Annotated in this window: 22 protein-coding genes; 3 read left to right on the top strand and 19 right to left on the bottom strand. The window is 70.7% G+C overall.

Annotated features, from left to right (window positions below):
• Positions 1 to 121: 121 nt before the first annotated feature.
• From ACFVH5_RS36620 to ACFVH5_RS36705, 18 genes are all read right to left on the bottom strand, one after another.
• Positions 122 to 1,519 carry an aspartate aminotransferase family protein gene (locus ACFVH5_RS36620; protein WP_384814854.1) on the bottom strand — a complete coding sequence of 466 codons (1,398 nt, stop codon included), beginning with the start codon at positions 1,517 to 1,519 and terminating at the stop codon, positions 122 to 124.
• Entirely contained in the window at positions 1,516 to 3,489 is a 1,974-nt protein-coding gene (gene dxs / locus ACFVH5_RS36625) for a 1-deoxy-D-xylulose-5-phosphate synthase (RefSeq protein WP_385838009.1), read from the bottom strand. The genes ACFVH5_RS36620 and dxs overlap by 4 nt, the downstream gene beginning before the upstream one ends.
• 29 nt (positions 3,490 to 3,518) lie before the next feature.
• Positions 3,519 to 4,700: a flavodoxin-dependent (E)-4-hydroxy-3-methylbut-2-enyl-diphosphate synthase gene (gene ispG / locus ACFVH5_RS36630; protein ID WP_385838010.1), complete on the bottom strand. Its 1,182-nt coding sequence runs from the start codon at positions 4,698 to 4,700 to the stop codon at positions 3,519 to 3,521.
• A gap of 4 nt (positions 4,701 to 4,704) precedes the next feature.
• Positions 4,705 to 5,727, bottom strand: coding sequence for an adenosyl-hopene transferase HpnH (gene hpnH, locus ACFVH5_RS36635; protein WP_189772326.1), 1,023 nt, complete (start codon positions 5,725 to 5,727; stop codon positions 4,705 to 4,707).
• Positions 5,728 to 5,732: 5 nt separating this feature from the next.
• Positions 5,733 to 6,377, bottom strand: a complete 645-nt coding sequence (locus ACFVH5_RS36640; RefSeq protein WP_385838011.1) for a 1-hydroxy-2-methyl-2-butenyl 4-diphosphate reductase — start codon at positions 6,375 to 6,377, stop codon at positions 5,733 to 5,735.
• Positions 6,377 to 8,407 carry a squalene--hopene cyclase gene (gene shc / locus ACFVH5_RS36645; RefSeq protein ID WP_385838012.1) on the bottom strand — a complete coding sequence of 677 codons (2,031 nt, stop codon included), beginning with the start codon at positions 8,405 to 8,407 and terminating at the stop codon, positions 6,377 to 6,379. The genes ACFVH5_RS36640 and shc overlap by 1 nt, the downstream gene beginning before the upstream one ends.
• Positions 8,408 to 8,517: 110 nt before the next feature.
• Positions 8,518 to 9,672, bottom strand: coding sequence for a polyprenyl synthetase family protein (locus ACFVH5_RS36650; protein WP_385838013.1), 1,155 nt, complete (start codon positions 9,670 to 9,672; stop codon positions 8,518 to 8,520).
• Positions 9,669 to 11,093, bottom strand: a complete 1,425-nt coding sequence (gene hpnE, locus ACFVH5_RS36655) for a hydroxysqualene dehydroxylase HpnE (protein WP_385838014.1) — start codon at positions 11,091 to 11,093, stop codon at positions 9,669 to 9,671. Before hpnE ends, ACFVH5_RS36650 begins: the two co-directional genes overlap by 4 nt.
• Positions 11,090 to 11,230 (bottom strand): DUF6380 family protein, encoded by a 141-nt coding sequence (locus ACFVH5_RS36660; RefSeq protein WP_385838015.1) that lies wholly within the window; start codon positions 11,228 to 11,230, stop codon positions 11,090 to 11,092. The genes hpnE and ACFVH5_RS36660 overlap by 4 nt, the downstream gene beginning before the upstream one ends.
• Positions 11,230 to 12,180: a presqualene diphosphate synthase HpnD gene (gene hpnD / locus ACFVH5_RS36665; protein ID WP_385838016.1), complete on the bottom strand. Its 951-nt coding sequence runs from the start codon at positions 12,178 to 12,180 to the stop codon at positions 11,230 to 11,232. The genes ACFVH5_RS36660 and hpnD overlap by 1 nt, the downstream gene beginning before the upstream one ends.
• The gene (gene hpnC, locus ACFVH5_RS36670; protein WP_385838017.1) at positions 12,177 to 13,079 is read right to left on the bottom strand and encodes a squalene synthase HpnC; all 903 of its coding nucleotides are present in this window, start codon (positions 13,077 to 13,079) and stop codon (positions 12,177 to 12,179) included. Before hpnC ends, hpnD begins: the two co-directional genes overlap by 4 nt.
• Before the next feature lie 385 nt (positions 13,080 to 13,464).
• Entirely contained in the window at positions 13,465 to 14,247 is a 783-nt protein-coding gene (locus tag ACFVH5_RS36675; RefSeq protein ID WP_385838018.1) for an ABC transporter ATP-binding protein, read from the bottom strand.
• Positions 14,240 to 15,169 (bottom strand): ABC transporter permease, encoded by a 930-nt coding sequence (locus ACFVH5_RS36680; protein ID WP_384814825.1) that lies wholly within the window; start codon positions 15,167 to 15,169, stop codon positions 14,240 to 14,242. Before ACFVH5_RS36680 ends, ACFVH5_RS36675 begins: the two co-directional genes overlap by 8 nt.
• Positions 15,170 to 15,265: 96 nt before the next feature.
• A complete protein-coding gene (locus ACFVH5_RS36685) occupies positions 15,266 to 16,120 on the bottom strand; it encodes a glycosyltransferase family 2 protein (RefSeq protein ID WP_385838023.1) in 855 nt (284 codons plus the stop codon).
• Positions 16,121 to 16,155: 35 nt separating this feature from the next.
• A complete protein-coding gene (locus tag ACFVH5_RS36690; protein ID WP_107019959.1) occupies positions 16,156 to 16,935 on the bottom strand; it encodes a CDP-alcohol phosphatidyltransferase family protein in 780 nt (259 codons plus the stop codon).
• Positions 16,913 to 17,974: an iron-containing alcohol dehydrogenase family protein gene (locus ACFVH5_RS36695; RefSeq protein WP_385838019.1), complete on the bottom strand. Its 1,062-nt coding sequence runs from the start codon at positions 17,972 to 17,974 to the stop codon at positions 16,913 to 16,915. The genes ACFVH5_RS36690 and ACFVH5_RS36695 overlap by 23 nt, the downstream gene beginning before the upstream one ends.
• On the bottom strand, positions 17,962 to 18,714 hold the full coding sequence (locus ACFVH5_RS36700; protein ID WP_107019961.1) for a sugar phosphate nucleotidyltransferase: 753 nt from the start codon (positions 18,712 to 18,714) through the stop codon (positions 17,962 to 17,964). Before ACFVH5_RS36700 ends, ACFVH5_RS36695 begins: the two co-directional genes overlap by 13 nt.
• Positions 18,711 to 20,522, bottom strand: a complete 1,812-nt coding sequence (locus tag ACFVH5_RS36705; protein ID WP_385838024.1) for a DUF5941 domain-containing protein — start codon at positions 20,520 to 20,522, stop codon at positions 18,711 to 18,713. Before ACFVH5_RS36705 ends, ACFVH5_RS36700 begins: the two co-directional genes overlap by 4 nt.
• Positions 20,523 to 20,831: 309 nt before the next feature.
• Between ACFVH5_RS36705 and galE the strand changes: the two genes are divergently transcribed.
• Entirely contained in the window at positions 20,832 to 21,818 is a 987-nt protein-coding gene (galE, locus tag ACFVH5_RS36710) for a UDP-glucose 4-epimerase GalE (RefSeq protein WP_385838020.1), read from the top strand.
• 324 nt (positions 21,819 to 22,142) lie between these two features.
• Entirely contained in the window at positions 22,143 to 22,736 is a 594-nt protein-coding gene (gene idi / locus ACFVH5_RS36715; protein WP_384814814.1) for an isopentenyl-diphosphate Delta-isomerase, read from the top strand.
• Between the two features lie 3 nt (positions 22,737 to 22,739).
• Here the strand turns inward: idi and ACFVH5_RS36720 are convergent, their stop codons facing one another.
• On the bottom strand, positions 22,740 to 23,249 hold the full coding sequence (locus ACFVH5_RS36720) for an ATP-binding protein (protein ID WP_385838025.1): 510 nt from the start codon (positions 23,247 to 23,249) through the stop codon (positions 22,740 to 22,742).
• 244 nt (positions 23,250 to 23,493) lie between these two features.
• Here ACFVH5_RS36720 and ACFVH5_RS36725 point away from each other — a divergent pair, with 244 nt between their 5' ends.
• The gene (locus tag ACFVH5_RS36725; protein WP_385838022.1) at positions 23,494 to 24,273 is read left to right on the top strand and encodes an enoyl-CoA hydratase/isomerase family protein; all 780 of its coding nucleotides are present in this window, start codon (positions 23,494 to 23,496) and stop codon (positions 24,271 to 24,273) included.
• Positions 24,274 to 24,381 lie beyond the last annotated feature (108 nt).

The raw sequence follows: 24,381 nt of genomic DNA on the forward strand, positions 1-24,381 counted from the left end.
GGCGCAGCCGAGCCCTTAAGGGGCGCGGGGAACGGCGCAATCTTTTAGGGGCGCGGGGAACGGCGCGGCCAGCCCCCACCGGCCCGCAGTGGCACCGCTACGACATGGCCCGCGGCGGCGCCTACCGGTTCGCCACCGCCTGTTTCACCAGTGTCTTGCCGAAGTCCCACATCAGCCCACCCCCACTGTGCGCGTCATCCATCACGGCGGTGAACGCGTCCACGAACCGGTCGACGTCCCGTTCACCGATCACCAGCGGCGGAATCAGCTTGATCACCTCCAGGTGGTCACCGGAGACCTGGGTGAGGATCCGGTGCCGCTGCAGCAGCGGCACCACCACCATCTGCGCGAACAACCCCTTGCGCGCAGCCTGCAGCATCGCCCAGCGGCTGCGCAGTTTCAGCGAGGTGGGCCGCCCGAACTCGATGCCGATCATCAGCCCGCGCCCGCGGACGTCGCTCAGCAGTTCGTACCGGTCGACGAGCGCCGCGAGCCGGGACTTGAGCTGCTCCCCCGTGGCGCGCGCGTTCGCCACGATCTGCTCGTTCTCCATGACCGACAGCACGGCGAGACCGGCCGCCATGGCCTGCGCGTTGGATCCGAAGCTCGCGGAGTGCACGAGGACCCGGTCCATGGACGAGTAGACCTTCTTGAAGATCCAGTCCTTGCCGAGGGTGGCGCTCACGGGCACGTAACCGCCCGACAGTGCCTTCGCCACACAGACCAGGTCCGGTTCGACCCCGTCCTCGTGCTGGTAGGCGTAGAAGTCCCCGGTGCGGCCGAGCCCGGTCTGCACCTCGTCCGCGATGAGCAGCGCCTTGTGTTTGTGCAGCAGCTCCTGGGCGTCACGCAGATAGCCGGGCGGCGACTCGTGCACGCCCTTGCCCTGGATCGGTTCAACGATCAGCGCCGCGACGTCGCCCTTCTTCAGCTCCGCCGCCAGGGCGTCGAGGTCGCCGAGCGGGACCGCCGTGTCGGGCAGCAGCGGGGCGAAGCCGTCCCGGAAGCCGTCCTCTCCATTGACGGACAGGGACCCGGTGGTCAGCCCGTGGAAGGCGTGCGCGCAGTACAGGACGCGCGGTCTGCCGGTGGCGTACCGGGCGAACTTCAGCGCGGTCTCGACGGCCTCCGTTCCGCTGTTGCCGAAGAACACCCGGTCCAGGTGCGGGCTGTGCGTCAGCAGCTTCTCCGCCAGCAGTCCGGGCAGGGGCTGGCAGTCGAAGCGGGTGAGGTCGGCGAGCTGGGCGTCGAGGACGTCGTGCAGCGCCTTGCGGACGACGGGGTGATGGCGGCCGAGGCCCATCACCCCGAACCCGGCGAGCATGTCCAGGTAGTCGTTGTCGTCCGCGTCCCAGAAGTGGGCGCCCTCGGCCCGTTCGTAGACCTTGTCGAAGCCGATGGTGCGCAGCATGCGCGGCAGCTGGTGGTTCAGATACTTGGCGTGCAGCTCGTAGCGCTCGGCTCCGCGCCCGGCGAGGAGGCTGCCGAGGTCGAACTCCTGGGACTTGCTGGTGGTCATTCCGGCTTCTCCTTGGACACACGCGTCTTTGCGGCCGGCCTACCGGCGGCACCCTGCTTCCCGGCCCCCCGTTTCCTGCCCGCCCCGGCATCCCCGTCGGCCTCCCGCACGGCCAGGCTCGCGCCGATCCGGCCCGCGATCTCCACGGGGGTCAGCCCGATGTCGGCCAGTACCTCGCCCCGCTTGGCGTGCGCGAGGAACTGTTCGGGGATGCCGAACCGCCGTACCGGCACGTCGACTTCGGCGTCACCGAGGGCGAGCGCGACCGCCGCGCCCACTCCGGCGGCCCGGCTGTTGTCCTCGACGACCGCGACCAGCCGGTGCTCGGCGGCGAGGCCGGGCAGCGCGGGGTCGACGGGCTTGACCCAGCGCGGGTCCACCACCGTGCAGCCGATGCCCCGGGCCTCCAGCAGCTCGGCCGCGTGGAGGCACACCGGTGCCATCACGCCGACGGCGACGAGCAGCACGTCGGACCGCTCACCGCGGTGCAGCACGTCCACTCCGCCGACGCGGTCGACCGCCGGGATCTCGGGTCCCACCGGCTCCTTGGGGAAGCGGATCAGCGTGGGGGCGTCGTCGACGGCGACGGCCTCGCGCAGCTGAGCCCTGAGCTGGTCGGCGTCGCGCGGCGCGGCGATCCTGAGTCCGGGCACGACCTGGAGGATGGACATGTCCCACATGCCGTTGTGGGAGGCGCCGTCGACCCCGGTGACCCCGGCGCGGTCCAGCACGAAGGTCACTCCGCAGCGGTGCAGCGCGACATCCATGAGGAGCTGGTCGAAGGCCCGGTTGAGGAAGGTCGCGTACACGGCGACGACCGGATGCAGCCCGCCGGTCGCGAGGCCGGCCGCGGACACCGCGGCATGCTGCTCCGCGATGCCGACGTCCCACACCCGGTCGGGGAACCTCTCCGCGAACTTCGCGAGGCCCACGGGGTGCAGCATGGCCGCCGTGATCGCCACGACGTCCTCGCGTTCCTCGCCGACGCGCACGATCTCGTCGCCGAACACCGAGGTCCAGGAAGGCCCGTTGGAGGGCGCCAGGGGCTCGCAGGTGAGCGGGTCCATGACGCCGACCGTGTGGAAACGGTCCTCCTCGTGCGCGAGCGCGGGCTCGTACCCGCGTCCCTTCTCGGTCAGACAGTGGATGAGTACGGGCCCGTGGAAGCGTTTCGCGCGCCGCAGGGCCGACTCGACCGCGCCCGTGTCGTGCCCGTCGATCGGCCCGACGTACTTCAGCCCGAGGTCCTCGAACATGCCCTGCGGGGCGAACGCGTCCTTGAAGCCCTTCTTCGCGCCGTGCAGCGACTCGTAGAGCGTGCCGCCGACCACGGGCGTGCGCAGCAGGACGTCCTTGCCCCAGGCCAGGACCTTCTCGTAGCTGTCGGTGGTGCGCAGGGTCGCCAGGTGGTTGGCGAGTCCGCCGATGGTCGGTGAGTACGAGCGTTCGTTGTCGTTGACGACGATGATCAGCGGGCGGTCCTTGGCGGCGGCGATGTTGTTCAGCGCCTCCCAGGCCATGCCGCCGGTGAGCGCGCCGTCGCCGATGACCGCGACGACGTGCCCCTTCTCCCCCTGCACCTGGCGGGCCTTGGCGAGCCCGTCGGCCCAGCCGAGCGCGGTGGACGCGTGGCTGTTCTCGATGATGTCGTGCTCGGACTCCTCGCGGGAGGGGTAGCCGGAGAGGCCGCCCTTGCCGCGCAGCTTGGAGAAGTCCTGACGCCCGGTCAGCAGCTTGTGCACATAGCTCTGGTGGCCGGTGTCCCACAGGATGCGGTCGGTCGGCGACTCGAAGACCCGGTGGAGCGCGATGGACAGTTCCACCACCCCCAGGTTGGGTCCCAGATGCCCGCCGGTCCTGGCGACCGCGTGCACCAGGAACTCCCTGATCTCCTCGGCCACTTGGCCTATCTCGGTCTCGGACAGCGCCTTCAGGTCGCGTGGTCCCCGGATGGTCTCCAGAATCGTCACGCTCGGCCCCCTCTCGGTCCGTGCTGCAGCTAACTCGCGGTGCCGGCGGGTTGCCCCGGCACGGTGACCTCCGGCTCGCCCGATGCGACGCCGTCCGCCTCCATCTGCTCGGCGATCTTCATCGCCTCGTCGATGAGGGTCTCCACGATCTTCGACTCGGGGACGGTCCTGATGACCTCGCCCCTGACGAAGATCTGTCCCTTGCCGTTGCCGGAGGCGACCCCCAGGTCCGCCTCCCGTGCTTCTCCCGGCCCGTTGACGACGCAGCCCATGACCGCGACGCGCAGGGGCACTTCCATGCCCTCCAGGCCGGCCGTGACCTCGTCGGCGAGCTTGTAGACGTCGACCTGGGCCCGCCCGCAGGACGGACAGGACACGATCTCCAGGCGCCGCTGCCGCAGTCCCAGCGACTCCAGGATCTGGATGCCGACCTTGCACTCCTCGGCGGGCGGGGCGCTCAGGGACACCCGGATGGTGTCGCCGATGCCCTCGCTGAGCAGCGCCCCGAAGGCGACCGCCGACTTGATCGTGCCCTGGAAGGCGGGACCCGCCTCGGTCACACCGAGGTGCAGCGGGTAGTCGCACCGGGCCGCGAGCTGCCGGTAGGCGTTGACCATCACGACCGGGTCGTTGTGCTTGACCGAGATCTTGATGTCACGGAAGCCGTGCTCCTCGAAGAGGGACGCCTCCCACAGCGCCGACTCGACCAGCGCCTCGGGGGTCGCTTTCCCGTACTTCTGGAGGAGGCGCCGGTCCAGCGAGCCGGCGTTGACGCCGATCCGGATCGGCGTGCCGTGGTCGGCGGCGGCCCGCGCGATCTCCTTCACCTTGTCGTCGAACTGCTTGATGTTGCCGGGGTTGACCCGGACCGCCGCGCAGCCCGCCTCGATCGCGGCGAACACGTACTTCGGCTGGAAGTGGATGTCCGCGATCACCGGGATCTGCGACTTGCGCGCGATGGTGGCCAGCGCGTCCGCGTCGTCCTGCGTGGGGCAGGCGACGCGGACGATCTGGCAGCCGGACGCGGTGAGTTCGGCGATCTGCTGCAGGGTGGCGCCGATGTCCGACGTACGCGTCGTCGTCATCGACTGCACCGACACGGGCGCGCCGCCCCCGACCGCCACCGGTCCGACCTGGATCCGCCGTGAGACACGGCGTTCCGCGATCGGCCGGACCGGTACCTCGGGGAGGCCCAAGGAGATGGCGGTCATCACGTCACCCGCGGTTTCCCGAGACGGTCTCGCGGGCGGCCCGCAGCGACTCCTTGAGGGAGCCCATGGTGGCCATGACCGCCGTCGGCTCGTAGCCGCAGTGCGCCATGCAGTTGGCGCACCGCGGGTCCTTGCCGCGGCCGTAGGCGTCCCAGTCGGTCTTCTCGATGAGGTCCTTGTACGTCGTGACGTACCCGTCGCTCATCAGATAGCAGGGCTTCTGCCAGCCGAACAGCGAGTAGTTGGGGATCGCCCACGCCGTGCAGGGGAAGTCGACCTTGCCCTCCAGGAAGTCCAGGAAGAGCGGGGAGTGGTTGAGCCGCCAGCGCAGCCGGTTGCCGCCCGCGAAGGCCTTCTTGAACAGTTCGCGCGTCTGCTCCACGCCCAGGAAGTGCTCCTGGTCGGGCGCCTTCTCGTAGGCGTAGGCGGGCGAGATCATCATCTCGTCCACCTTCAGGTCGTCATTGAGGTAGTTCAGCACCTCGATGATCGTCTGAGGGGTGTCGGTGTTGAAGAAGGTCGAGTTGGTGGTCACCCGGAAGCCGCGCCGCTTGGCCTCCTTGATGGCCGCGACCGCCTCGTCGAACACCCCCTCCTTGGCGACGGACTCGTCGTGCCGCTCACGCAGACCGTCGATGTGCACGGCGAACGCGAAGTACGGCGAGGGCGTGAACTTGTCCATCTTCTTGCGCAGCAGCATGGCGTTGGTGCACAGGAAGATGTACTTCTTCCTGGCCACCAACTGCCGCACGATCTCGTCGATATGAGGGTGCATCAACGGTTCGCCACCGGCGATGGACACCATCGGCGCGCCCGATTCGAGGACCGCCCCCACGGCCTGCGCCACCGGCATGCGCTGCTTGAGCACTCCGGCCGGATGCTGGATCTTGCCGCAGCCCTCGCACGCGAGATTGCAGGCGTACAGCGGTTCAAGTTCGACGATCAGCGGAAACTTGTCCCGCTTGCGGAGTTTCTGTTCCATGAGATACGTCGCGACCTTGATGGTCTGGCGAAGCGGCATGGCCATCTGGCTCACCTCCTGGGGAGCAGCGAAGAACGGTGCCATTCATAGAAAACAGGGAGAACGGCACGAAGAACACGGAAGGCTGATATTCCACCGCGTACCGTGCCGATCCGGACGAGTTCATGTTCCGGGGCGTCCACGACCACCCGTACGGCGGCAACCGGGCGCTCGCCCGCCCGGACCGCGCTGCGGAGCGTCGCCGCCGACTCCATGTCGACCCCGATCGCCCCGGTCGTGTACAGCTCCGCCCGTTCGGGACCGCGGACCACATGGTCGGAACCGGCGAGCGGCCCCGTGTGGACGGCGCGACCGGGCACGGCGCGCCGCAGTTCCCCGACGAGCAGCCCGGTGCCCACGCACGGCGTGCTGCCGTGCGCGTCCCGGGTCTCCTCGGCGACGACCAGGTCTCCCGGACGCATACCGGGGGCGAGCCCGGCACAGAAGCCCGTGGCCAGGACGGCCGCCCCGCTCATCGCGGGACCGGCCAGCACCTTGCCGACCGCCCGCTCTGCCGCCGCGGGACCCATGCCCGTACGCAGCACGGTGACCGGTCCCTCGGCGCCGCCCCGGTCGCCGCCCGTGCGCAGGGCGAACCGCTCGATGCCCAGCGCGCAGGCGATCAGCAGCGGGGCGGCGCCCGGTGTCGCGCTCATCAGCTCGCCCTGCCGAAGGCGCTCTGGGAGCCGCTCTGCAGGTCGGCGAACGGTTCGCCGTTGACGTACCGGCCCAGTGCGGTGAGTGGGAACACCTGCCGGTAGAGGTGGTAGTTGATGGAGAAGTCCCACGGGAACCCGGTGCCGGTGAAGTACGGCTCGTCCCAGGAGCCGTCCGCCAGCTGGGTCTGCGCGAGCCAGGCGACCCCGCGCTCGACGGCCTTGGACTCCCGCTCCCCGGCCGCGAGCAGCGCCAGCAGCGCCCACGCGGTCTGGGAGGCGGTCGACTCGCCGCGCCCGCTCCACTCGGCGACGTCGTGGTAGGAGCGCAGGTCCTCGCCCCAGCCCCCGTCGTCGTTCTGTACGGTCTCCAGCCAGGCCACGGCCCGCCGGATCGCGGGATGCGAGCCGGGCAGTCCGGCGGCGACCAGCGCGGGCACCACCGACCCTGTGCCGTATACGTAGTTGACGCCCCAGCGGCCGAACCAGGAGCCGTTCGCCTCCTGTTCTGCGAGCAGCCACTCGACGCCCCGGCGGGTGCGCGGGTCGTTGGCCAGGCCCTCGACGGCGAGCATCTCCACGACGTGCGCGGTGACGTCGGCGGACGGCGGGTCGATGACCTCGCCGAAGTCGCAGAACGGCAGCCGGTTGGGGAAGGGGCTGGTGTTGTCGACGTCGAAGGCGCCCCACGCGCCGTTCTTCGACTGCATGCCGAGGTTCCAGCGCACCCCGCGCCCGATGGCCTTCTCCACCCTCTCCGGGTCGTGGTGTCTGACCCGGCGCAGCGCGAGGACCACTTCGGCGGTGTCGTCGATGTCGGGGTAGTTGTCGTTGTGGAACTCGAACGCCCAGCCGCCGGGCGGCAGTCCGGGTCGTTTGACCGCCCAGTCGCCGGGGCGGACGATCTCCTCCCCGAGCATCCAGTCCGCCGCCCGCACCATCTGCGGGTGGTCGGCGGGCACGCCCGCGTCGGCGAGCGCGATGGTCGCCAGGCAGGTGTCCCACACCGGTGACTGGCAGGCCTCGATCATCCGGGCGCCGTCCTCGCGCCACACGGCGAAGCGGTCGAGGGAGGCAAGTCCCTCGCGCATGACGGGGTGTTGGAGGTCGTAGCCGAGCAGATGGAGCGCGATGACCGAGTAGACGGCGGGCGGCTGGATGCCGCCCCAGCACCCGTCGTTCTCCTGGCGCTCGATGATCCAGCGGCCCGCGGTGTTCATCGCGGCCCGCCGCAGCCTGCGCGGCGCGACCTTGCGGTAGGCGTGCAGGGCCCGGTCGAGCCGTTGGAACGCGCCGTCCCAACTCGCCACCGGGGCGAAGGGTTTGACCGGGTTGGGGTGACGGGGATCCACGTGCAGCTCGTCCAGCGCGAAGGGCGCGGGACGGACCGGGCGCTTCGCGGAGACGACGGTGAGCGGCACGATGGTCTGCCGGGCCCAGCAGCCGAAGTCGTAGATGTTGAGGGGCATCCACTTCGGGAAGTAGATGAGCTCCGGGGGGAGTTCGGGGAGGTCGTCCCACTTCCACCAGCCGAACAGGGCGAGCCAGATCCGGGTGAAGACCCGGGCCGCCGCGATGCCGCCCCGCTCCCGGATCCAGGCGGACGCCCGCGCCATGTGCGGATCGTCCGGCAGGTCACCGGCCAGCCGCAGGGCCACGTACGCCTCGACGGTGGTGGAGAGTTCGCCGGGTCCGCCGTAGAAGGAGGCCCAGGTGCCGTCCTCGCGCTGCTCGCCGCGGATGAACAGCGCGGCGGCCCGGGTGGTCTTCTCGTCGTCGATGCCCAGGAACTGACGGAGCAGCAGGTCTTCGGCGTCCATGGTGACGTTGGTCTCCAGGTCGCCCTTCCACCAGCCCTCGGCGTCCTGCGTGGTGAGCAGGAAGTCGGTGGCACGCTGTATCGCGTGCGTGGCGGTCTCTCGGATATCGGCTGTCCCGGCCGCCGCGGGAGTCGATTCTGTCCGGATGTCGCTGGCCGAGGCTGCGCGGGGCGGGAGGGCTCCGGTGCTTCCGTCGGTCGTCGCTGTCATGGCTTCCCCTTCGTGCAGTGGCATGTCTCTGCTGGGTCCGCCGTCGGCCGGTGCTCGTTCTTCCGCAGCACCGGCCGGCGACTACGCGAGGGCTATTCGACCGATAGTGATCATCTCTTTCGTACGACGACGAAGTCGGCGAGCTCCACGAACTGAGCCCGCACCCGGTCCGGCATGTCGATCGTGTCGAGCGCCTCGACGGCGACGGTGTGCTGGCGGCGCGCCTCCTGGGCGGTCCACTCGCGGCCGCCCGCCTCCTCGATGAGCGCGGCGCGCACGGCGAACTCCTCCTCGGAGAAGTTCTCGAAGTCGCTGCTCTTGGCGTCCGCGGCGAGCAGTTCGCCCAGCTGCTCGGAGGCCGGGCCGCCGGCCGCGAGGGCGGCCACCACGGGCAGGGACTTCTTGCGCTGGCGCAGGTCGCTCCAGGTCTGCTTGCCGGTGGCCACCGGGTCGCCCCAGATGCCGAGGAGGTCGTCGACGGCCTGGAAGGCGAGGCCGAGGTGGTAGCCGTACTTCTCCAGCGCGTCCGCCGTGCGGTTGTCGGCGCCGCCGAGGACCGCGCCGATGGAGCAGGCGCAGGCGAGCAGGGCGCCGGTCTTGTTGCCCTCCATCTCCAGGCACTCCTCGACGCTGACGCGGTCGCGGTGCTCGTAGGAGATGTCCTGGGCCTGGCCGTCGATCAGCGCGCGCGTGGCGGTGGTCAGCCGGCGGGTGGCGCGGCCCGCCTCGACCGTGCCGAGCTCCAGGAGCAGTTCGTTGGCCAGCGCGAACAGGGCGTCGCCGACGAGGATCGCCTGGGCGGGGCCGTGCACCTTCCAGACGGTGTCACGGTGGCGGCGCTGCTCGTCGCCGTCCATCAGGTCGTCGTGCAGGAGGGAGAAGTTGTGCACCAGCTCGACGGCCACCGCGCCCGGCACACCCACCTCGGGGGCTGCTCCGGCGGCCTCGGCGGACAGTACGGCGAGGGCGGGGCGTACGGCCTTGCCGCCGTCGCCCTCGGCGGGGTTGCCCTCGGCGTCGATCCAGCCGAAGTGGTAGGCGGCGACGGTGTCCATGGGCGGTGCGAGGCGGTCGATGGCCGCCCGCAGTACGGGTGAGGCCAGGGTCCGGCCGCGCTCCAGGAGCGCGGTCACGTCCACCGCGTCGGCAGCCTTCGATGCCGGGGGCACAGTGGGCACAGTCTCTCCTCTATTTGCGATGCGGGGGGTGCGGGGGCCGGTGCCGGAGCGGGCGACGGTGGCCCCGTCGCTCTGATCGAGCGTCACGCCGCCTCCTCGAAGACCTCGAAGAGGTGGTCGCGTGGCCGGCCCAGGGCGTCGAGGGCGGCGTCCGCCGCGCTCACGCCGCTGCGGACCGCACTCTCCATGGTCGCGGGCCACCCTGTGGCGGTCCACGCGCCGGCCAGGTACAGGCCGGGGGCCTTGGTGCGGGCGCCGGGCCGCAGCCGTCCGACGCCGGGGGTCGGGGCGAACGTCGCCGTGCGCTCCCTGGTCACGAAGAAGTCCCGGACCGCCGCGTCCCCGGTGTGCGGCAGCAGCCGCTCCAGTTCCGGCAGGTACTTCTCGCGCAGCGCCGCGACCGGTGCGTCGATGTCGTCCTGCGCGGCCGACTGGGAGAGCGCGAGGTACTGGCCCTCGGTGAGCCCGGACGCCTCGGTCCGGTCGAAGACCCACTGCACCGGGGAGCCGAGCGCGGCGAAGAACGGCCGGCTGAGCACCGTGCGGTCGTACACGACGTGGATGTTGAGGATCGGCGCCGTCCCGATCTCCAGCAGCCGCTCCGGGGCGTCGAGTGCGCCCTCGGGCAGGAGATCGTGGGCCTCGCGCTGCGGTACGGCGAGGACGACCGTGTCGGCGTCGAGCCTCTCACCGGGAACCGATACGCTCCAACGGCCGTTCTCGTGTGGGGAGATGGAGGTGACTCGTGTACGGACCTCGGTACGGACTCCCGCGGAGTCGAGCGCCTTGCGGGCCAGCCGGTCGTGCAGTTCGCCCAGCGGGACGCGCGCCCAGCCGATGTCCGCGGCGCCCGGGTCGGACAGCAGACCGGTCTTGAACACCATCGCGGCGAGCCCGAGCGAGGCGTCGCCGGCCACCGCGTTGAGGGTGGCGACCCCCACCAGGTCCCACAGTGCCTCGATGGCCCGGTCGGACTGACCGTGCGCGGTCAGCCAGCCGCCGAAGCTCTGCGCGTCGAGCGCCGGATCGGCGAGGTCGAGTCCTTTGAGCGCCAGAGCGGCACGGCCGACCCTGGCGCGCTCGGCGAGCGAGAGATGCGGGTAGGTCGCGAGGCTGCGCGCCAGATGCAGCGGGACGGGCAGCGCCGTTCGGCCGATTCTGCCGAGCCGTCGTCCGGCCGGGGCCTCGGCGTCGAGGACGGGCACGTCGAGACGGTCCTGCAGCGGCGCGAGCGCCGCTCCTTCGACGCGGTCGAGGAACCAGCGGTACGCCGTGCAGCAGCGCAGATACACATGCTGGCCGTTGTCCACGGTGAGTCCGTCGCGCTGGAACGAGAAGGCGAGCCCGCCCAGGCGGGGCCTACCTTCGAGCAGCGTCACCCGGACCCCGGCGTCGGCCAGCGCGAGCGCCGCGGTCGTTCCCGCGAGCCCCCCGCCGACCACCACGGCCGTCGTGGGGCGTCCTGGGGAGCCCGTATCGGGCCCCTCGTCCTGCGTGGTGTCGTTCATCGTGCACCTTCCCCCGCGGCCTCGCCGTGCCGGTGGAGCGGGGCACGGGCGGCCGATGCAGTCAGGGACGCAGTCCCGGGCTGGAGGGTTGCGCGCCGTTTCCAGGTAATTGCATCATCTTCGGGCGAAGTGTCCATCAAGCGCGCCTCCTGACGGTTCGCCGGGAGACGTGCCGGGCGTCGAGGCCGGAGAGGCCGCGCACGGCGACGTACGCCTTCTCCCGTCCGGGCAGCGAGACCCGGCCGCGCAGGACGGCCTCCGGTTCGCGCTCGATGCGGTCCAGGAGGCGGCGGTAGATGCCCGCCATCGCGGCGACGCAGGCGCCGCTGCGGCGGTCCAGCATGGGCAGCAGCCGGTAGCCCTCCGCGAAGAGCGCGCGGGCCCGGCGCACCTCGAAGTGCACGAGGCCCGCGAAGTCGGAGCCCTCCGGCGGGCGCGATCCCTTGAACCCGGCCGAGGAGCCGAACTTCGCGAGGTCGTCCGCGGGCAGATACGTACGCCCGTTCTCGGCGTCCTCGCGAACGTCCCTGAGGATGTTGGTCAGTTGCAGCGCGAGCCCGAGCGTGTCCGCGTACTCCGGCGCCCGCTCGACGCCGCGCGCCCCCGGTTCCGTACCGAAGACGCCGAGCGAGAGCCGGCCAATGGCTCCGGCGACGCAGCGGCAGTAGACCTTCAGGTCGTCCCAGGTCTCGTACGTCTCGCCGCGGACGTCCATGAGCACGCCGTCGATGAGCTCGTCGAGGCCGTCGAGCGGCACCGGGAAGTGGTCGGCCGTGTGCCGCAGGGCGACGGCGACCGGATCGGTGTCGTCCTCGTCGACCGAGCGGTCGCGGATCCGGCCGAGCAGCGCCCGGGTCTCCTCCAGCCGCTTCGCCTTGACCTCGGGGGCGAGCACGCCGTCACCGATGTCGTCGACGCGCCGTGAGAACGCGTACAGGGCCGACATGGCCCGTCGCTTGGGCGCCGGCAGCAGCCGGATGCCGTACGCGAAATTCCGGGCCTGCTGCCCGGTGACCGCCTCGCAGTAGCCGTAAGCGGCGAGTACCGGTGCGGACATGTGTGGTTCCGACTCCACGGTCCGGATCACCCCTCTCCTCGCAGAGTCACTCCCACCTCGCGCAGCAACTGGATCTTGCCGGGCTTCGGCGGGCCGGGAAGTACGTCGTATTCGGCGGCGGCGATCGCGTGGATCGCCGCCCTTCCTCCTGCCACGAACCCCGCGAGCAGCAGCTTCAGCCTGCCGTGGACGCTACCCACGAGGGGGGTGCCTTCATTCAGGAGGTTCCGGGCGCGTTCTGCTTCGTATGCAACCAGTGCGCGCGCCGATGCGCCTGCCGTGGGCGTGGCGAGATCCGCCTCCTGGACGTGAAAGCGCTTCATGTCCTCGGCGGGAAGGTAGATGCGGTCGCGGCCGAGGTCCTCGGCGACGTCCTGGAGGTGTTCGACGATCTGCAGGGCCGTGCAGACCGCGTCGGAGAGGCGGACCCGCTCGGGGGTCGAGGTGCCGGTGACGGACAGGACGAGTCGGCCGACCGGGTTCGCGGACAGTTCGCAGTAGGCGAGGAGGTCGTCGTAGGTCTCGTACCGCTTGACGAGCTGGTCCTGGCGGTTCGCGGCGATCAGGCCGAGGAAGGGCTCGCGGGTCAGGCCCGTGCGGCGGACCGTGGGCTGCAGGCGGCGCAGGAGCGGGTGGCCCGGAGTCGAGTCGAAGACCTTGTGCAGGTCCGCCTCGAAGGCGTCGAGCAGGACCAGCCGGTCCTTCGCCTCTTCGGGGGACACGCCCAGGAGACGGGCGTCCGCGCCGCCGGGGGCCAGGTCTCCGTCGCCGATGTCGTCGACGAGCCGGGCGAAGCCGTAGACGGCCATGAGGTCGGCCCGCCAGGCCCTGGGCAGGAAGAACGGCGCCACGGGAAAGTTCTCGTCCGCGGCCTTGTCGAGGGTGCCGCGCTCCGGGTCACCGGCGCGTGCCGTTCCGGCCGGCGTCATCGCCGGCCGCCCGGGCCACGGACGGCACACGCACGGACGGCACACGCGCAGCGGAGCTGGAGAGTTTCCGTAGCCATCGCCGTCACATCTCCCGTTCTACACTGCTGACCCAATGGTGACTATTTCGGACACGCCGCCCGGCCGTCCGCGCGGCAGACCCTATGCCGGGTGTCGCGCAGTATCGCCCTACTTGCCGCGAATCAGCACCGGTACAGCTTACGTTGTACAACCCGCCATGCTCCGCCGGGGTGTCCTGCACATCACAAGAACACACCGATTGGCGTCAAGATTCCTACGGGCGACCGGAGTTGGCGTTTCCTTTGCAGACGCAGGGCCCCGCCGAACCGTTCCGGCGGGGCCCTGCGTGCTTCTTCTACGACCGGGACTACTTGCCGGTGAACTTCTCGTACTCCTTGAGGACCTCGTCGGTCGGTCCGTCCAGCCGCAGCTCGCCGCGCTCCAGCCACAGGACGCGGTCGCACGTGTCACGGATGGACTTGTTGTTGTGGCTGACGAGGAAGACCGTGCCGGCCTCCTTGCGGAGCTCCCGGATCCGGGCCTCGGAGCGCTTCTGGAACTTGCGGTCGCCGGTCGCCAGGGCCTCGTCGATCATGAGGACGTCGTGGTCCTTGGCGGCGGCGATGGAGAAGCGCAGCCGGGCGGCCATGCCCGAGGAGTAGGTGCGCATGGGCAGCGTGATGAAGTCGCCCTTCTCGTTGATGCCCGAGAAGTCGACGATGCTCTGGTAGCGCTCCCTGATCTGCTCACGGGACATGCCCATGGCCAGTCCGCCGAGGATGACGTTCCGCTCGCCCGTGAGGTCGTTCATCAGGGCCGCGTTGACGCCGAGGAGCGAGGGCTGGCCGTCGGTGTAGACGTGGCCCTGCTCCGCGGGGAGCAGTCCGGCGATGGCCCGCAGCAGGGTGGACTTGCCGGAGCCGTTGGATCCGATGAGGCCGATGGCCTCGCCGCGGTAGGACTTGAAGGAGACACCGCGCACGGCGTGCACCTTGCGCACGCCCCGCTCCTCGCCGCGCCGGAGTATGCGGCTGAGGGCGGAGGTGGCGCTGCCCTTGCCGGTCTTGGCGCCGTTGACGCGGTAGACGATGTGCAGCTCGTCCGCGATGACGGTCGGGATCAGGGGGTTCCTGTCGTTCTGCTCAGCCACGGCCGTAACGCTCCTCAGCCTTCCAGAAGTACACGAAACCGCCGACGGCGACGAGGACGGCCCAGCCGCCCGCGACCGCCCACACGTGCGGCGGCAGGTTCTCGGAGCCGTAGCCGTCGATGAGCGCGAAGCGCATCAGGTCCATGTAGATGGCGGCCGGGTTCCACTGGAGGATGTCGGCGATCCACTTGGGGTGCTCGTCGAGCATCACGGGGATCGAGAACATGACACCCGACGCGTACATCCACGTACGCATCACGAACGGCATGAGCTGGGCGAGGTCGGGGGTCTTGGCGCCCATCCTTGCCATGATCATCGCGAGGCCGGTGTTGAAGAGGAACTGCAGCACCAGGATCGGCAGGATCAGCAGCCAGGACAGCTGGGGGTAGCTGCCGAAGCCGACCGCCACGACGAACAGCACGATCATCGAGAAGAGCAGCTGCTGGAGCTGCTGCAGCGAGAACGAGATCGGCAGCGCGGCGCGCGGGAAGTGCAGCGCCCGGACCAGTCCCAGGTTCCCGGAGATCGCGCGCACGCCCGCCATCACCGAGCTCTGGGTGAAGGTGAAGACGAACACGCCCGTCACCAGGAACGGGATGTAGACCTCCCGGTCCATGCCGCGGTCGGCCTTCAGGATCAGGCCGAAGATCAGGAAGTACACGGCCGCGTTCAGCAGCGGTGTGGCCACCTGCCACAGCTGGCCGAGCTTGGCCTGGCTGTACTGGGCGGTGAGCTTCGCCTGCGAGAAGGCGAGGATGAAGTGACGCCGTCCCCAGAGCTGACGGACGTACTCGACGAGTCCGGGCCGGGCGCCGCTGACGGCCAGCCCGTACTTGGCGGCGAGGTCCGCCGCGGAGAGCCCTTCATCGGGGGACGGGGGGGCGCTCACCGCGACGCCGCCGTCATGCGTTGTCTCACTCACAGGGAAACTTTCGTCCTCAAGGTGCGCGGCCTGGTAGGGCGTAGGCCAAAGACAGGGACCGGGGTACGGCCCGAATGCTCTCAGATATCGAGCGTGTCAGATGACGGGTGGTCGGCCCAGACGGGTCAGGCGCCATACCGTACGCCACTTCATGGGGCGCCGGGGGCCGCACGGGCTGGTCCAGCCCTCCTTGAAACCGCCGAACCAGGCCTTCAGGGCCGGGCGCGAGGGCCGACGGGCGAGCGTGAGCAGCATCCACACGCCGAGGTACACGGGGACCAGTGGGGCGGGCAGGTTGCGGCGGGCGAGCCAGACACGGTTGCGGGCGACCATCCGGTGGTAGACCGCGTGCCGCGAGGGTGCGGTCGTGGGGTGGTTGAGCACCATGTCCGAGCGGTAGTCGATCATCCAGCCCGCGTCGAGGGCCCGCCAGGCGAGGTCGGTCTCCTCATGGGCGTAGAAGAACTCCTCGGGCAGTCCGCCGACCTCGGCGAGCACCTTCGTACGGACGGCGTTGGCGCCGCCGAGGAAGGTGGTGACGCGGGAGTCGCGCATCGGGTCGGAGGCGCGCAGCCGCGGCACGTGGCGGCGCTGGGTGACGCCGGTCTCGGGGTCGGCGATACGGAAGCTGACGATGCCCAGTTCCGGGTCGGCCGCGAAGGCCTGCCGGCACAGTTCGGCGGTGTCGTGGCGGGCCAGGAGGCCGTCGTCGTCCAGGAAGAGCAGGACGTCCACGTCGGTGCCGCCGGGGCCGAACGCCTCGATGCCGACGTTGCGGCCGCCGGGGATGCCGAGGTTCTCCGGCAGCTCGACCGTGCGGACACCGGGTATGGCCCCGGTGACGTCCGGGACGGGCGAGCCGTTGCCGACCACGACCACCTCGACCGGGTCGCCGTCCTGCTTGGCGACCGAGTCGAGGAGGGCGCGGAGTTCGTCGGGGCGGTTGCCCATGGTGATGATCACCGCGCCGACCTTCGTGGCCGTGCTCACTTCAGCCTGCTCGAAGCGAGGATGGACACCAGGTGCAGCACCGTCTGCAGCATGGCGATGCCGGCCAGGACGGCTACGCCGAGCCGCGAGAAGAACAGGTCGTCCCGGACCGTGTCCAGGACCGCGAGGACCAGGATCAGCAGGGAGGCCTCGATGCCGAGGACGAGCCGGTGGAACTTGAGCGCGCCCGCGGCCCGGCGGGCCAGCGCCATGCCGGAGGAGCGCGGCTCGGACGCCGACTCCTGGACCGGTGCCTTGCCGGTCTGGTGGCGGGCGACCCCGACGAGGTCGGTCTCCGACTTGATCAGGACGGCGCCGAGGGCGGCCAGGGTGCCGAGGAAGGCCCACAGCCAGTCGATGCGTCCGGTGCCCCACAGATCGGCGGCGCGCAGGCCGAAGCCGACCAGGACCGCGGCGTCGCACAGGTAGGCGGCGACGCGGTCGACGTACACCCCGGTCATCGAGTACTGCTTGCGCCAGCGGGCGATCTCGCCGTCGACGCAGTCGAACAGCAGGTACAGCTGGACCATCAGTACGCCGAGCAGGGCGCCCGGGATGCCCGGCACCAGCAGGGCCGGGGCGGCGAGCACGCCGAAGACGGTCATCACGTAGGTCAGCTGGTTGGGCGTGACCTTGGTGTTCACCAGGTGCCGGTCGATGCGCAACGAGATCTCGCGCATGTAGAGCCGGCCTCCCCAGTGCTCGCCGCTCCGCCGGTCCTTGACACCCGGGGGGTGCACGACCGGGCGGAGCTCAGCTACCGATGGCTTTTGCATAGTCGGCGTATGCGTCCCTGATCTGGTCGGTGGAGAGGTCGAGGTGTTCGAGGATCGTGTAGCGGCCCGGCCTGGTCGACGGAGCGAACTCCACGACCTGGACGAACTCGTCCGGGGTGAAGCCGATCTCCTCCGGCAGCACGGGCAGCCCGTGGCGCTGCAGGACCTCGGCCATGTACGCCGACTCCTCGCGGGCCCCGCGCAGGTGCATCGCGAAGGCCGCGCCCAGGCCGCACTGCTCGCCGTGGCTGGCGGCCCGCTTGGGGAAGAGCAGGTCGAAGCCGTGGTTGATCTCGTGGCAGGCACCGGACGCCGGACGGGAGTCGCCCGCGACCGACATGGAGATACCGGTGAGGACCAGGCCCTCGGCGAGCACCTGGAGGAAGGCGTCGTCGCCGACGCCGCCCGGGTGCCGCAGCACGGCCTCGCCTGCCTGGCGGGCCATCGCGGCGGCGAGGCCGTCGATCTGCTCGCCCTTCTCGCGGTTGGCCAGTTCCCAGTCCGCGATCGCGGAGATGTTGGACAGGGCGTCGCCGATGCCGGAGCGCACGAAGCGGACGGGGGCCTCACGGATCACGTCGAGGTCGATGACCACGGCGATCGGGTTCGGCACACCGTACGAACCGCGGCCCGCGTCGTTGTCGAGGGTCGCGACCGGGGAGCACAGACCGTCGTGCGAGAGGTTCGTCGCGACGGCGACCAGCGGGAGGCCGATCCGGGCCGCGGCGAACTTCGCGCAGTCGATGATCTTGCCGCCGCCGAGGCCCACGACCGCGTCGTAGCGCCCCTTCTTCATGGCGTCGCCGAGCTTGATCGCCTCGTCGAGGGTGCCGCCGCCGACCTCGAACCAGTCGGCGCCCGGCATCGCCGGGGCCAGCCGCTCGCGCAGCTTGGCGCCCGAGCCGCCGCTGATGGCGACGGCCAGTTTGCCGGAGTGCGAGATGCGCTGGTCGGCGAGGACCGCGGAGAGGTCGTCCAGGGCACCCGGACGGATGTCGACGACGACCGGCGAGGGGATGAGCCTCGTCAGTACTGGCACGCGATCACGCGTCCCTTGGCGAGGTCCTCGTGGTTGTCGATCTCGACCCACTTGACGTCGCCGATGGGGGCCACGTCGATCCGGAAGCCGCGGTTCACGAGCTCCTGGTAGCCGTGCTCGTAGAACTGCTGCGGGTCCGTCTCGAAGACCGTCTTGAGGGCGTCGGCCAGTTCGTCGGCGGCGTCGCCCTCGATGAGGGTCACGCCGATGTACTCACCGGTCGCCTCGGCGGGGTCCATCAGCTTGGTGATCTTCGTCATGGAGCCCTCGGGGCCCACGACGACCTTCATCTCCTCGTCGGCGAGGGACTTCACCGTGTCGAGGGCGAGGATGATCTTCTTGCCGTCGCCGCGGGCGGCGAGCAGGGTCTTCTCGACGGAGACCGGGTGCACGGTGTCGCCGTTGGCGAGGATCACCGAGTGCTTGATCGCGTCACGGCCGCACCACAGGGAGTAGGCGTTGTTCCACTCCTCGGCCTTGTCGTTGTCGATCAGCGTGATCTTGACGCCGTACTTCTGCTCCAGCGCCTCGCGGCGCTCATAGACGGCTTCCTTGCGGTAACCGACGATGATCGCGACCTCGGTCAGGCCGATCTCGGCGAAGTTGCCGAGGGTGAGGTCGAGCACCGTGATGCTGTCCTCGTCGCCTTCGGGTCCCACCGGCACCAGAGCCTTGGGCAGGGTGTCGGTGTAGGGGCGCAGACGCCGTCCGGCGCCGGCAGCCAGCACGAGGCCGATCATGCGGGTTCTCCTTCATCGTGTACGGCGGGTGCGCCGCGCCTGTGGGCGGTCACCCAGTAGCGGATGCTCTCGAAGAGCACCACCAGAGCCACGGCCACGGCGAGAACCGTGAGCGCGACCTTGAAATCTTCTGCGGCGAGCAGCGCGGCCAGGACGGTGACCAGCAGCGTCCTGCCTTCGTGCCCGCCGATCGCCCGCACCAGCCAGTGCGGCGGCGCGCCGGCGTTGCCGCGGATGCGGTACACCGTGTCGTAGTGATGGTAGGCGACGGCCGCCACCAGCCCGAAAGCTGCCGGAAGGGCTCCGTTCACATCGGCTTTGGCGGCCAGTACGAGGACGGTGCCGTATTCGGCGGCCCGCAGCAGCGGCGGGACCAGCCAGTCCAGGGCCCCCCTGAGAGGCTGCGCCACCGCCGCACCCGAGGTGAGGACGTACAGCGCGGCTGCGAGGACGGGCCACCAGCTGCCGTAGCCGGCGGTCCAGGCCGCGGCGACGAGGATCACGGCGCCCGGCAGCACGATCAGCAGACGCGAGCCGGCCGGCAGCCGGGCGGGCAGCTTGCGCAGCGCGGAGGCGCACACCTCGGCGAGCGGGCCCGAGTCCGTGAGATCCGCCAGCGCCCGCAGGGCCTTGTCGCTGCGCCGCGCCTTGCGGGTCACCGAGCGCAGCACCCGGCCCGCGGTGGTGTAGCAGGCGGCGAACGCGCAGCCGATCAGCAGTACGTAGAAGGTGATACGGGGCGTCGTGAGCGCGGTGAGTACCGCGATCATCGCCCAGCGCTCACCGATGGGCAGGACGATCATCCGGCGCAGCCAGACCGTCCAGCCGACGCTGTCGAGCTTGCCCGAAAGAGCCGCGGTGGGGCTGGTGCCGGCCGCCGCGCTGTCGACGTTCGCCTCGTTGAAGGAGAAGTCGACGACGTGCCGGCAGGTCTGCAGGACCATCGCGGCGAGGGCCGGCGCCCATACGTCGTCGCCGCCGCGGGCCGCACCGAGGGCGAGGCCCGCGTAGTAGGCGTACTCCTTGGCGCGGTCGAAGGTCGCGTCGAGCCAGGCGCCGAGCGTCGAGTACTGCAGGGAGTACCGGGCGAGCTGGCCGTCCGTGCAGTCGAGTACGAAGGAGAAGAGGAGCAGCAGTCCCGCGGCGACGAAACCGGCCCGGGTGCCCGTCGCCGCGCAGCCGGCCGCGATCAGCGCGGTGATCAGCGACGCCGTGGTGACCTGGTTGGGGGTCAGTCCGCGGCGGGCGCACCAGCGGGCGAGGTAGCGGGAGTACGGGCTGACGCAGTACGTGGTGAAGAAGCCGTCGCGGGACTTCACGGCCGTACGCAGCCGGATCGCCTCGTCGTCCACGGAGGCCACGGACTGCCGGGCCTCGTTGCGGGCCTGCGGGTCCCTCGGGACCTCGGCGACGAGTTCGCCCAGCTCGGGGCGGTGCAGATCGGTGTCGAGGGCCTCCGCGACACGGTCGGCGACGATGCCGACCACCACGGAGCCGTTCGACGCGTCCGAGGAGGCGGTGCGCAGCGCGCCGGCCAGTGCCGGCCGCGCCGCGGACTTGGCGGTGACGGCGCCGGGGATCGCGGCGGCGTCGAAGCGGGGGTCGGTCAGGCCGAGCCGCAGCGCGTGGACGTGGCCCACGAAGCGGGCGTCGACGACGGCGACCCGCTGGTCCGCGGGGACGGCGGCGAGGAGCGTCTCGGCGTCGGCCGCGTCGGTGGCGGCCCGCACGTCGAAGCCGAGGGACCGCAGATCGCCTTCGAGCGACGACCCGGGGACCGGCTGACCGGTGAGGATGGCGGTCGACAGGACGAACTCACTCCTCTGGGTTCCGGCGTGCACGACGCCGGGCAGGTGCGTGGTGGGGGTGCGCCCTGGGACGGCCGGGCGGCATGTCGGCAGAGGCTATCGGATGATGGGAAGCGGCCGTTCACCGCCCGTTCACGGTCCGATCAACACGTTCTGATCGGTACGTCCTCGGCGATCATCATCGTGGATCCGGGCCCCGGCTCACAAACCACGGCCCATTCCGGCGCAATTCAGGGCACGGCTCCCGCGTCGTGGGGCCGGAGCACATGTGGGTTCCGACCGGAGCGGACCGGCATAGGGTGGGCGTCCATGACATGGCTGATCACAGGTGGGGCTGGATACATCGGGGCGCATGTGGCGCGTGCCATGGCCGAGGCCGGGGAGCGCGTGCTCGCGCTCGACGACCTCTCGGCCGGGGTTCCCGCACGGCTGCCCGACGGTATTCCACTGGTCCAGGGTTCGTCGCTGGACGGGGAGTTGCTCAAGCGGGTCCTCGCCGAGCACGCGGTGACGGGTGTGGTGCACCTGGCCGCGCGCAAGCAGGTCGGTGAGTCCGTGGCCCAGCCCACGCGCTACTACCAGGAGAACCTCGGCGGGCTCGCCACACTTCTGGACGCTGTCGCCGGGGCGGGTGTGCGGCGGTTCGTCTTCTCCTCCTCCGCGGCCGTGTACGGCAACCCGGATGTGGACCTCATCACGGAGGACACCCCGTGTGCCCCGATGAGCCCCTACGGCGAGACGAAGCTCGCGGGTGAGTGGCTGGTGCGGGCCGCCGGCCGCGCCCACGGCATCGACACCGTGTGCCTGCGCTACTTCAACGTGGCGGGCGCCGCCGCCCCCGAACTGGCGGACACCGGGGTCTTCAACGTGGTCCCGATGGTCTTCGACCGGCTCACCCGCGACGAGGCTCCCCGGATCTTCGGCGACGACTATCCGACGCCGGACGGCACCTGCGTCCGCGACTACATCCATGTCGCCGATCTCGCCGAGGCGCATCTGGCGGCGGCACGGCGACTGGCCTCCTCGGACACCCCGGACCTTCCTGGCGCCGCGGGCGATCTGACGGTGAACATCGGCCGCGGCGAGGGGGTCTCGGTGCGTGAACTGCTGACGCTCATCGGCGAGGTCACCGGCGACACCCGTGAGGTGCTGGTCGAGCCGCGCCGCCCGGGTGACGCGCCGCGCGCGGTCGCCTCGGCCGACCTGGCCGCCCGGGAACTGGGCTGGAGCGCGCGGCGCGGGGTGCGCGAGATGGTCGAGTCGGCGTGGCAGGGCTGGCAGCTGCATCACGCGTGACGATCCGGCGTACGACCGGTGGTGGAGGCGGCGCGCACGGGTGCGGGCCGGTCAGCGGGCGCGGGGCGCCGGATCCGGCGCTACGGCGTTCGAACCGGCCGCCCCCTGCGGGTGAAAGGACGAATGCTCCCGTTCTGGACGGTTCTGTGCCGGTAGCGGCGGGAACGATGAGGTGTCCGGCCCCTTTCGGCGTCCGGCCGGTACCGGTCGCGATGTCCGGTTCGGCCGCGCGGCGGAACCGGACGTGCGGGACCCCGCGTGGTGCCGGGAGTGCCGGTTCGGTACGGCAGACTTGGGGCTTGAAGACCGATGCGAAGGATGGGTATGCCGATCACTCCTGCCACCGCGACGCACAGTTCGTCGAACGGCACCGCTGAAGCCATCTTGCTCGAACTGGTCGACGAGGACGGCACCACGATCGGCACGGCGGAGAAGCTCACGGCACATCAGCCGCCCGGGCAGCTGCACCGGGCGTTCTCCGTCTTCCTCTTCGACGAGCGGGGCCGGCTGCTGCTGCAGCAGCGGGCGCTGGGCAAGTACCACTCCCCCGGTGTCTGGTCCAACACGTGCTGCGGTCACCCCTACCCCGGCGAGGCGCCCTTCGCGGCGGCCGCGCGGCGGACGTTCGAGGAGCTGGGGGTCTCTCCGTCGCTCCTCGCCGAGGCGGGCACCGTCCGCTACAACCACCCGGACCCGGACTCGGGACTGGTGGAGCAGGAGTTCAACCATCTGTTCGTCGGGATGGTGCAGTCGGCTGTGCGGCCCGACCCCGAGGAGGTCGGGTCGACGGTCTTCGTGAGTGCGGGCGAGCTGGCCGAGCGGCATGCGAAGGATCCGTTCTCGGCGTGGTTCATGACCGTGCTGGACTCGGCCCGGCCGGCGATCAGGGAACTGACGGGCGACGCCGCGGGCTGGTGACCCTCAGACCGCCCGGGCGACGGTGAGGGGCAGTGCGGACCAGATCACCTTGCCCCCCGTCGCCGTGTGTTCCACGTCGCACATCCCGCCCGCCTCGCGGGTGATCTCGCGTACGAGGAGGAGGCCGCGGCCACCGGTCTGGCCGTGGTCGGCCTCCAGGGCCGTCGGACGGTAGGGATGGTTGTCCTCGACGGAGACCCGCACCCACTCGGCTCCGACGGCGACCTCGACGCCGAGCATCGGGGAGAGCAGGGCCGCGTGCCGCACCGCGTTGGTCACCAGCTCGGAGACGATCAGGAGCAGTCCCTCGACGATGTCGTCCGAGACGGGTACGCCCTGGCGGACCAGCAGGTCGCGGACCGCGTGCCGTGCCTGGGGTACGGAGGAGTCGACGGCGGGAGCGGTGAACCGCCAGACTCCCTCGTACGGCAGTGGGCCGGGCGGTCTCTCGTCGGGGGACGCCTCCCCTCCGCCTTCAGGACGTGGGCCGGGCCCCCGCCCCTGGTCGTCCATCGTCCGGTCGCCGCCCTTGCGCTCGATTGTCACCACACGTCGAGTGTTGATAACGCGCTGGTCCATACCGGATGACTGAACAGAAGTCAGCGAGTATCGACGTCTTCTGATCGCCGACGCGTGCCATCGGCAGCCGATTGACAGATTCTGTCCGTCCTGTGCCGGATCGGGAACTCTTCGGGTTGTACGGGTTTGGCTCGGCCCGAGACCGATCACGAATCCCCCGACCACGTAGCATCCGGCCATGGATCCGCAGCTGTTGCACAGCGTCGCCGACGGGGTCGCCACCGTCGTCATCCACCACCCCGCCAAGCGCAACGCCATGACGGCGGACATGTGGCGGGCGCTGCCGCCCCTGCTCGACACCCTGGCCGGCGACCCGGCCGTACGCGTGCTCGTGCTCACCGGCGAGGGCGGGACGTTCTGCGCCGGGGCCGACATCTCCTCGCTGCGGGGTTCGGCCGGGGAGGCGCAGGGTCTCGCCGTACGCGCGGAGGACGCGCTCGCCGCGTTCCCCAAACCGACCGTCGCGGCCGTACGCGGCTACTGCGTGGGCGGCGGGTGTCAGCTCGCCGCGGCGTGCGATCTGCGGTTCACGGACGAGCGGGCCTCGTTCGGGATCACCCCGGCGAAGCTGGGGATCGTCTACGCGGCCTCCTCCACACGGCGGTTGGTGTCCCTGGTGGGGCCCGCGACCGCCAAGTACCTGCTGTTCTCGGGCGAGTTGATCGAAGCGGGGCGGGCGCTGCGCACGGGCCTGGTGGACGAGGTGCTGCCCGACGGCGAACTGGACGGGCGCGTCGCGGAGTTCGCCCGGATCCTCGTGTCCCGCTCGCAGCTGACGCAGGCGGCGGCGAAGGAGTTCGCCGACGGCCGCACCGACCGGGACGGGTACTGGGCGCGGCAGGCGCGCGAGGGGGACGACACCGCGGAGGGGGTCGCCGCCTTCCTGGAGCGCCGGCCTCCGCAGTTCACCTGGACCGCGTCCGCGCACGGAGAGGCCGGCCGCCGGGTCGGCTCCTAGGGCCTGTCGTCAAATTCCCGACGTCCGCCCGGAGGACGGGCCGGGCGGCGTCTGGTGCGTGCTCTCGGTGTGCCGGGCGGAAGCCCTCGTACTGGACGTACTTGGGCT

Source organism: Streptomyces sp. NPDC127119, assembly GCF_042677425.1.
Classification (GTDB): Bacteria; Actinomycetota; Actinomycetes; order Streptomycetales; family Streptomycetaceae; genus Streptomyces.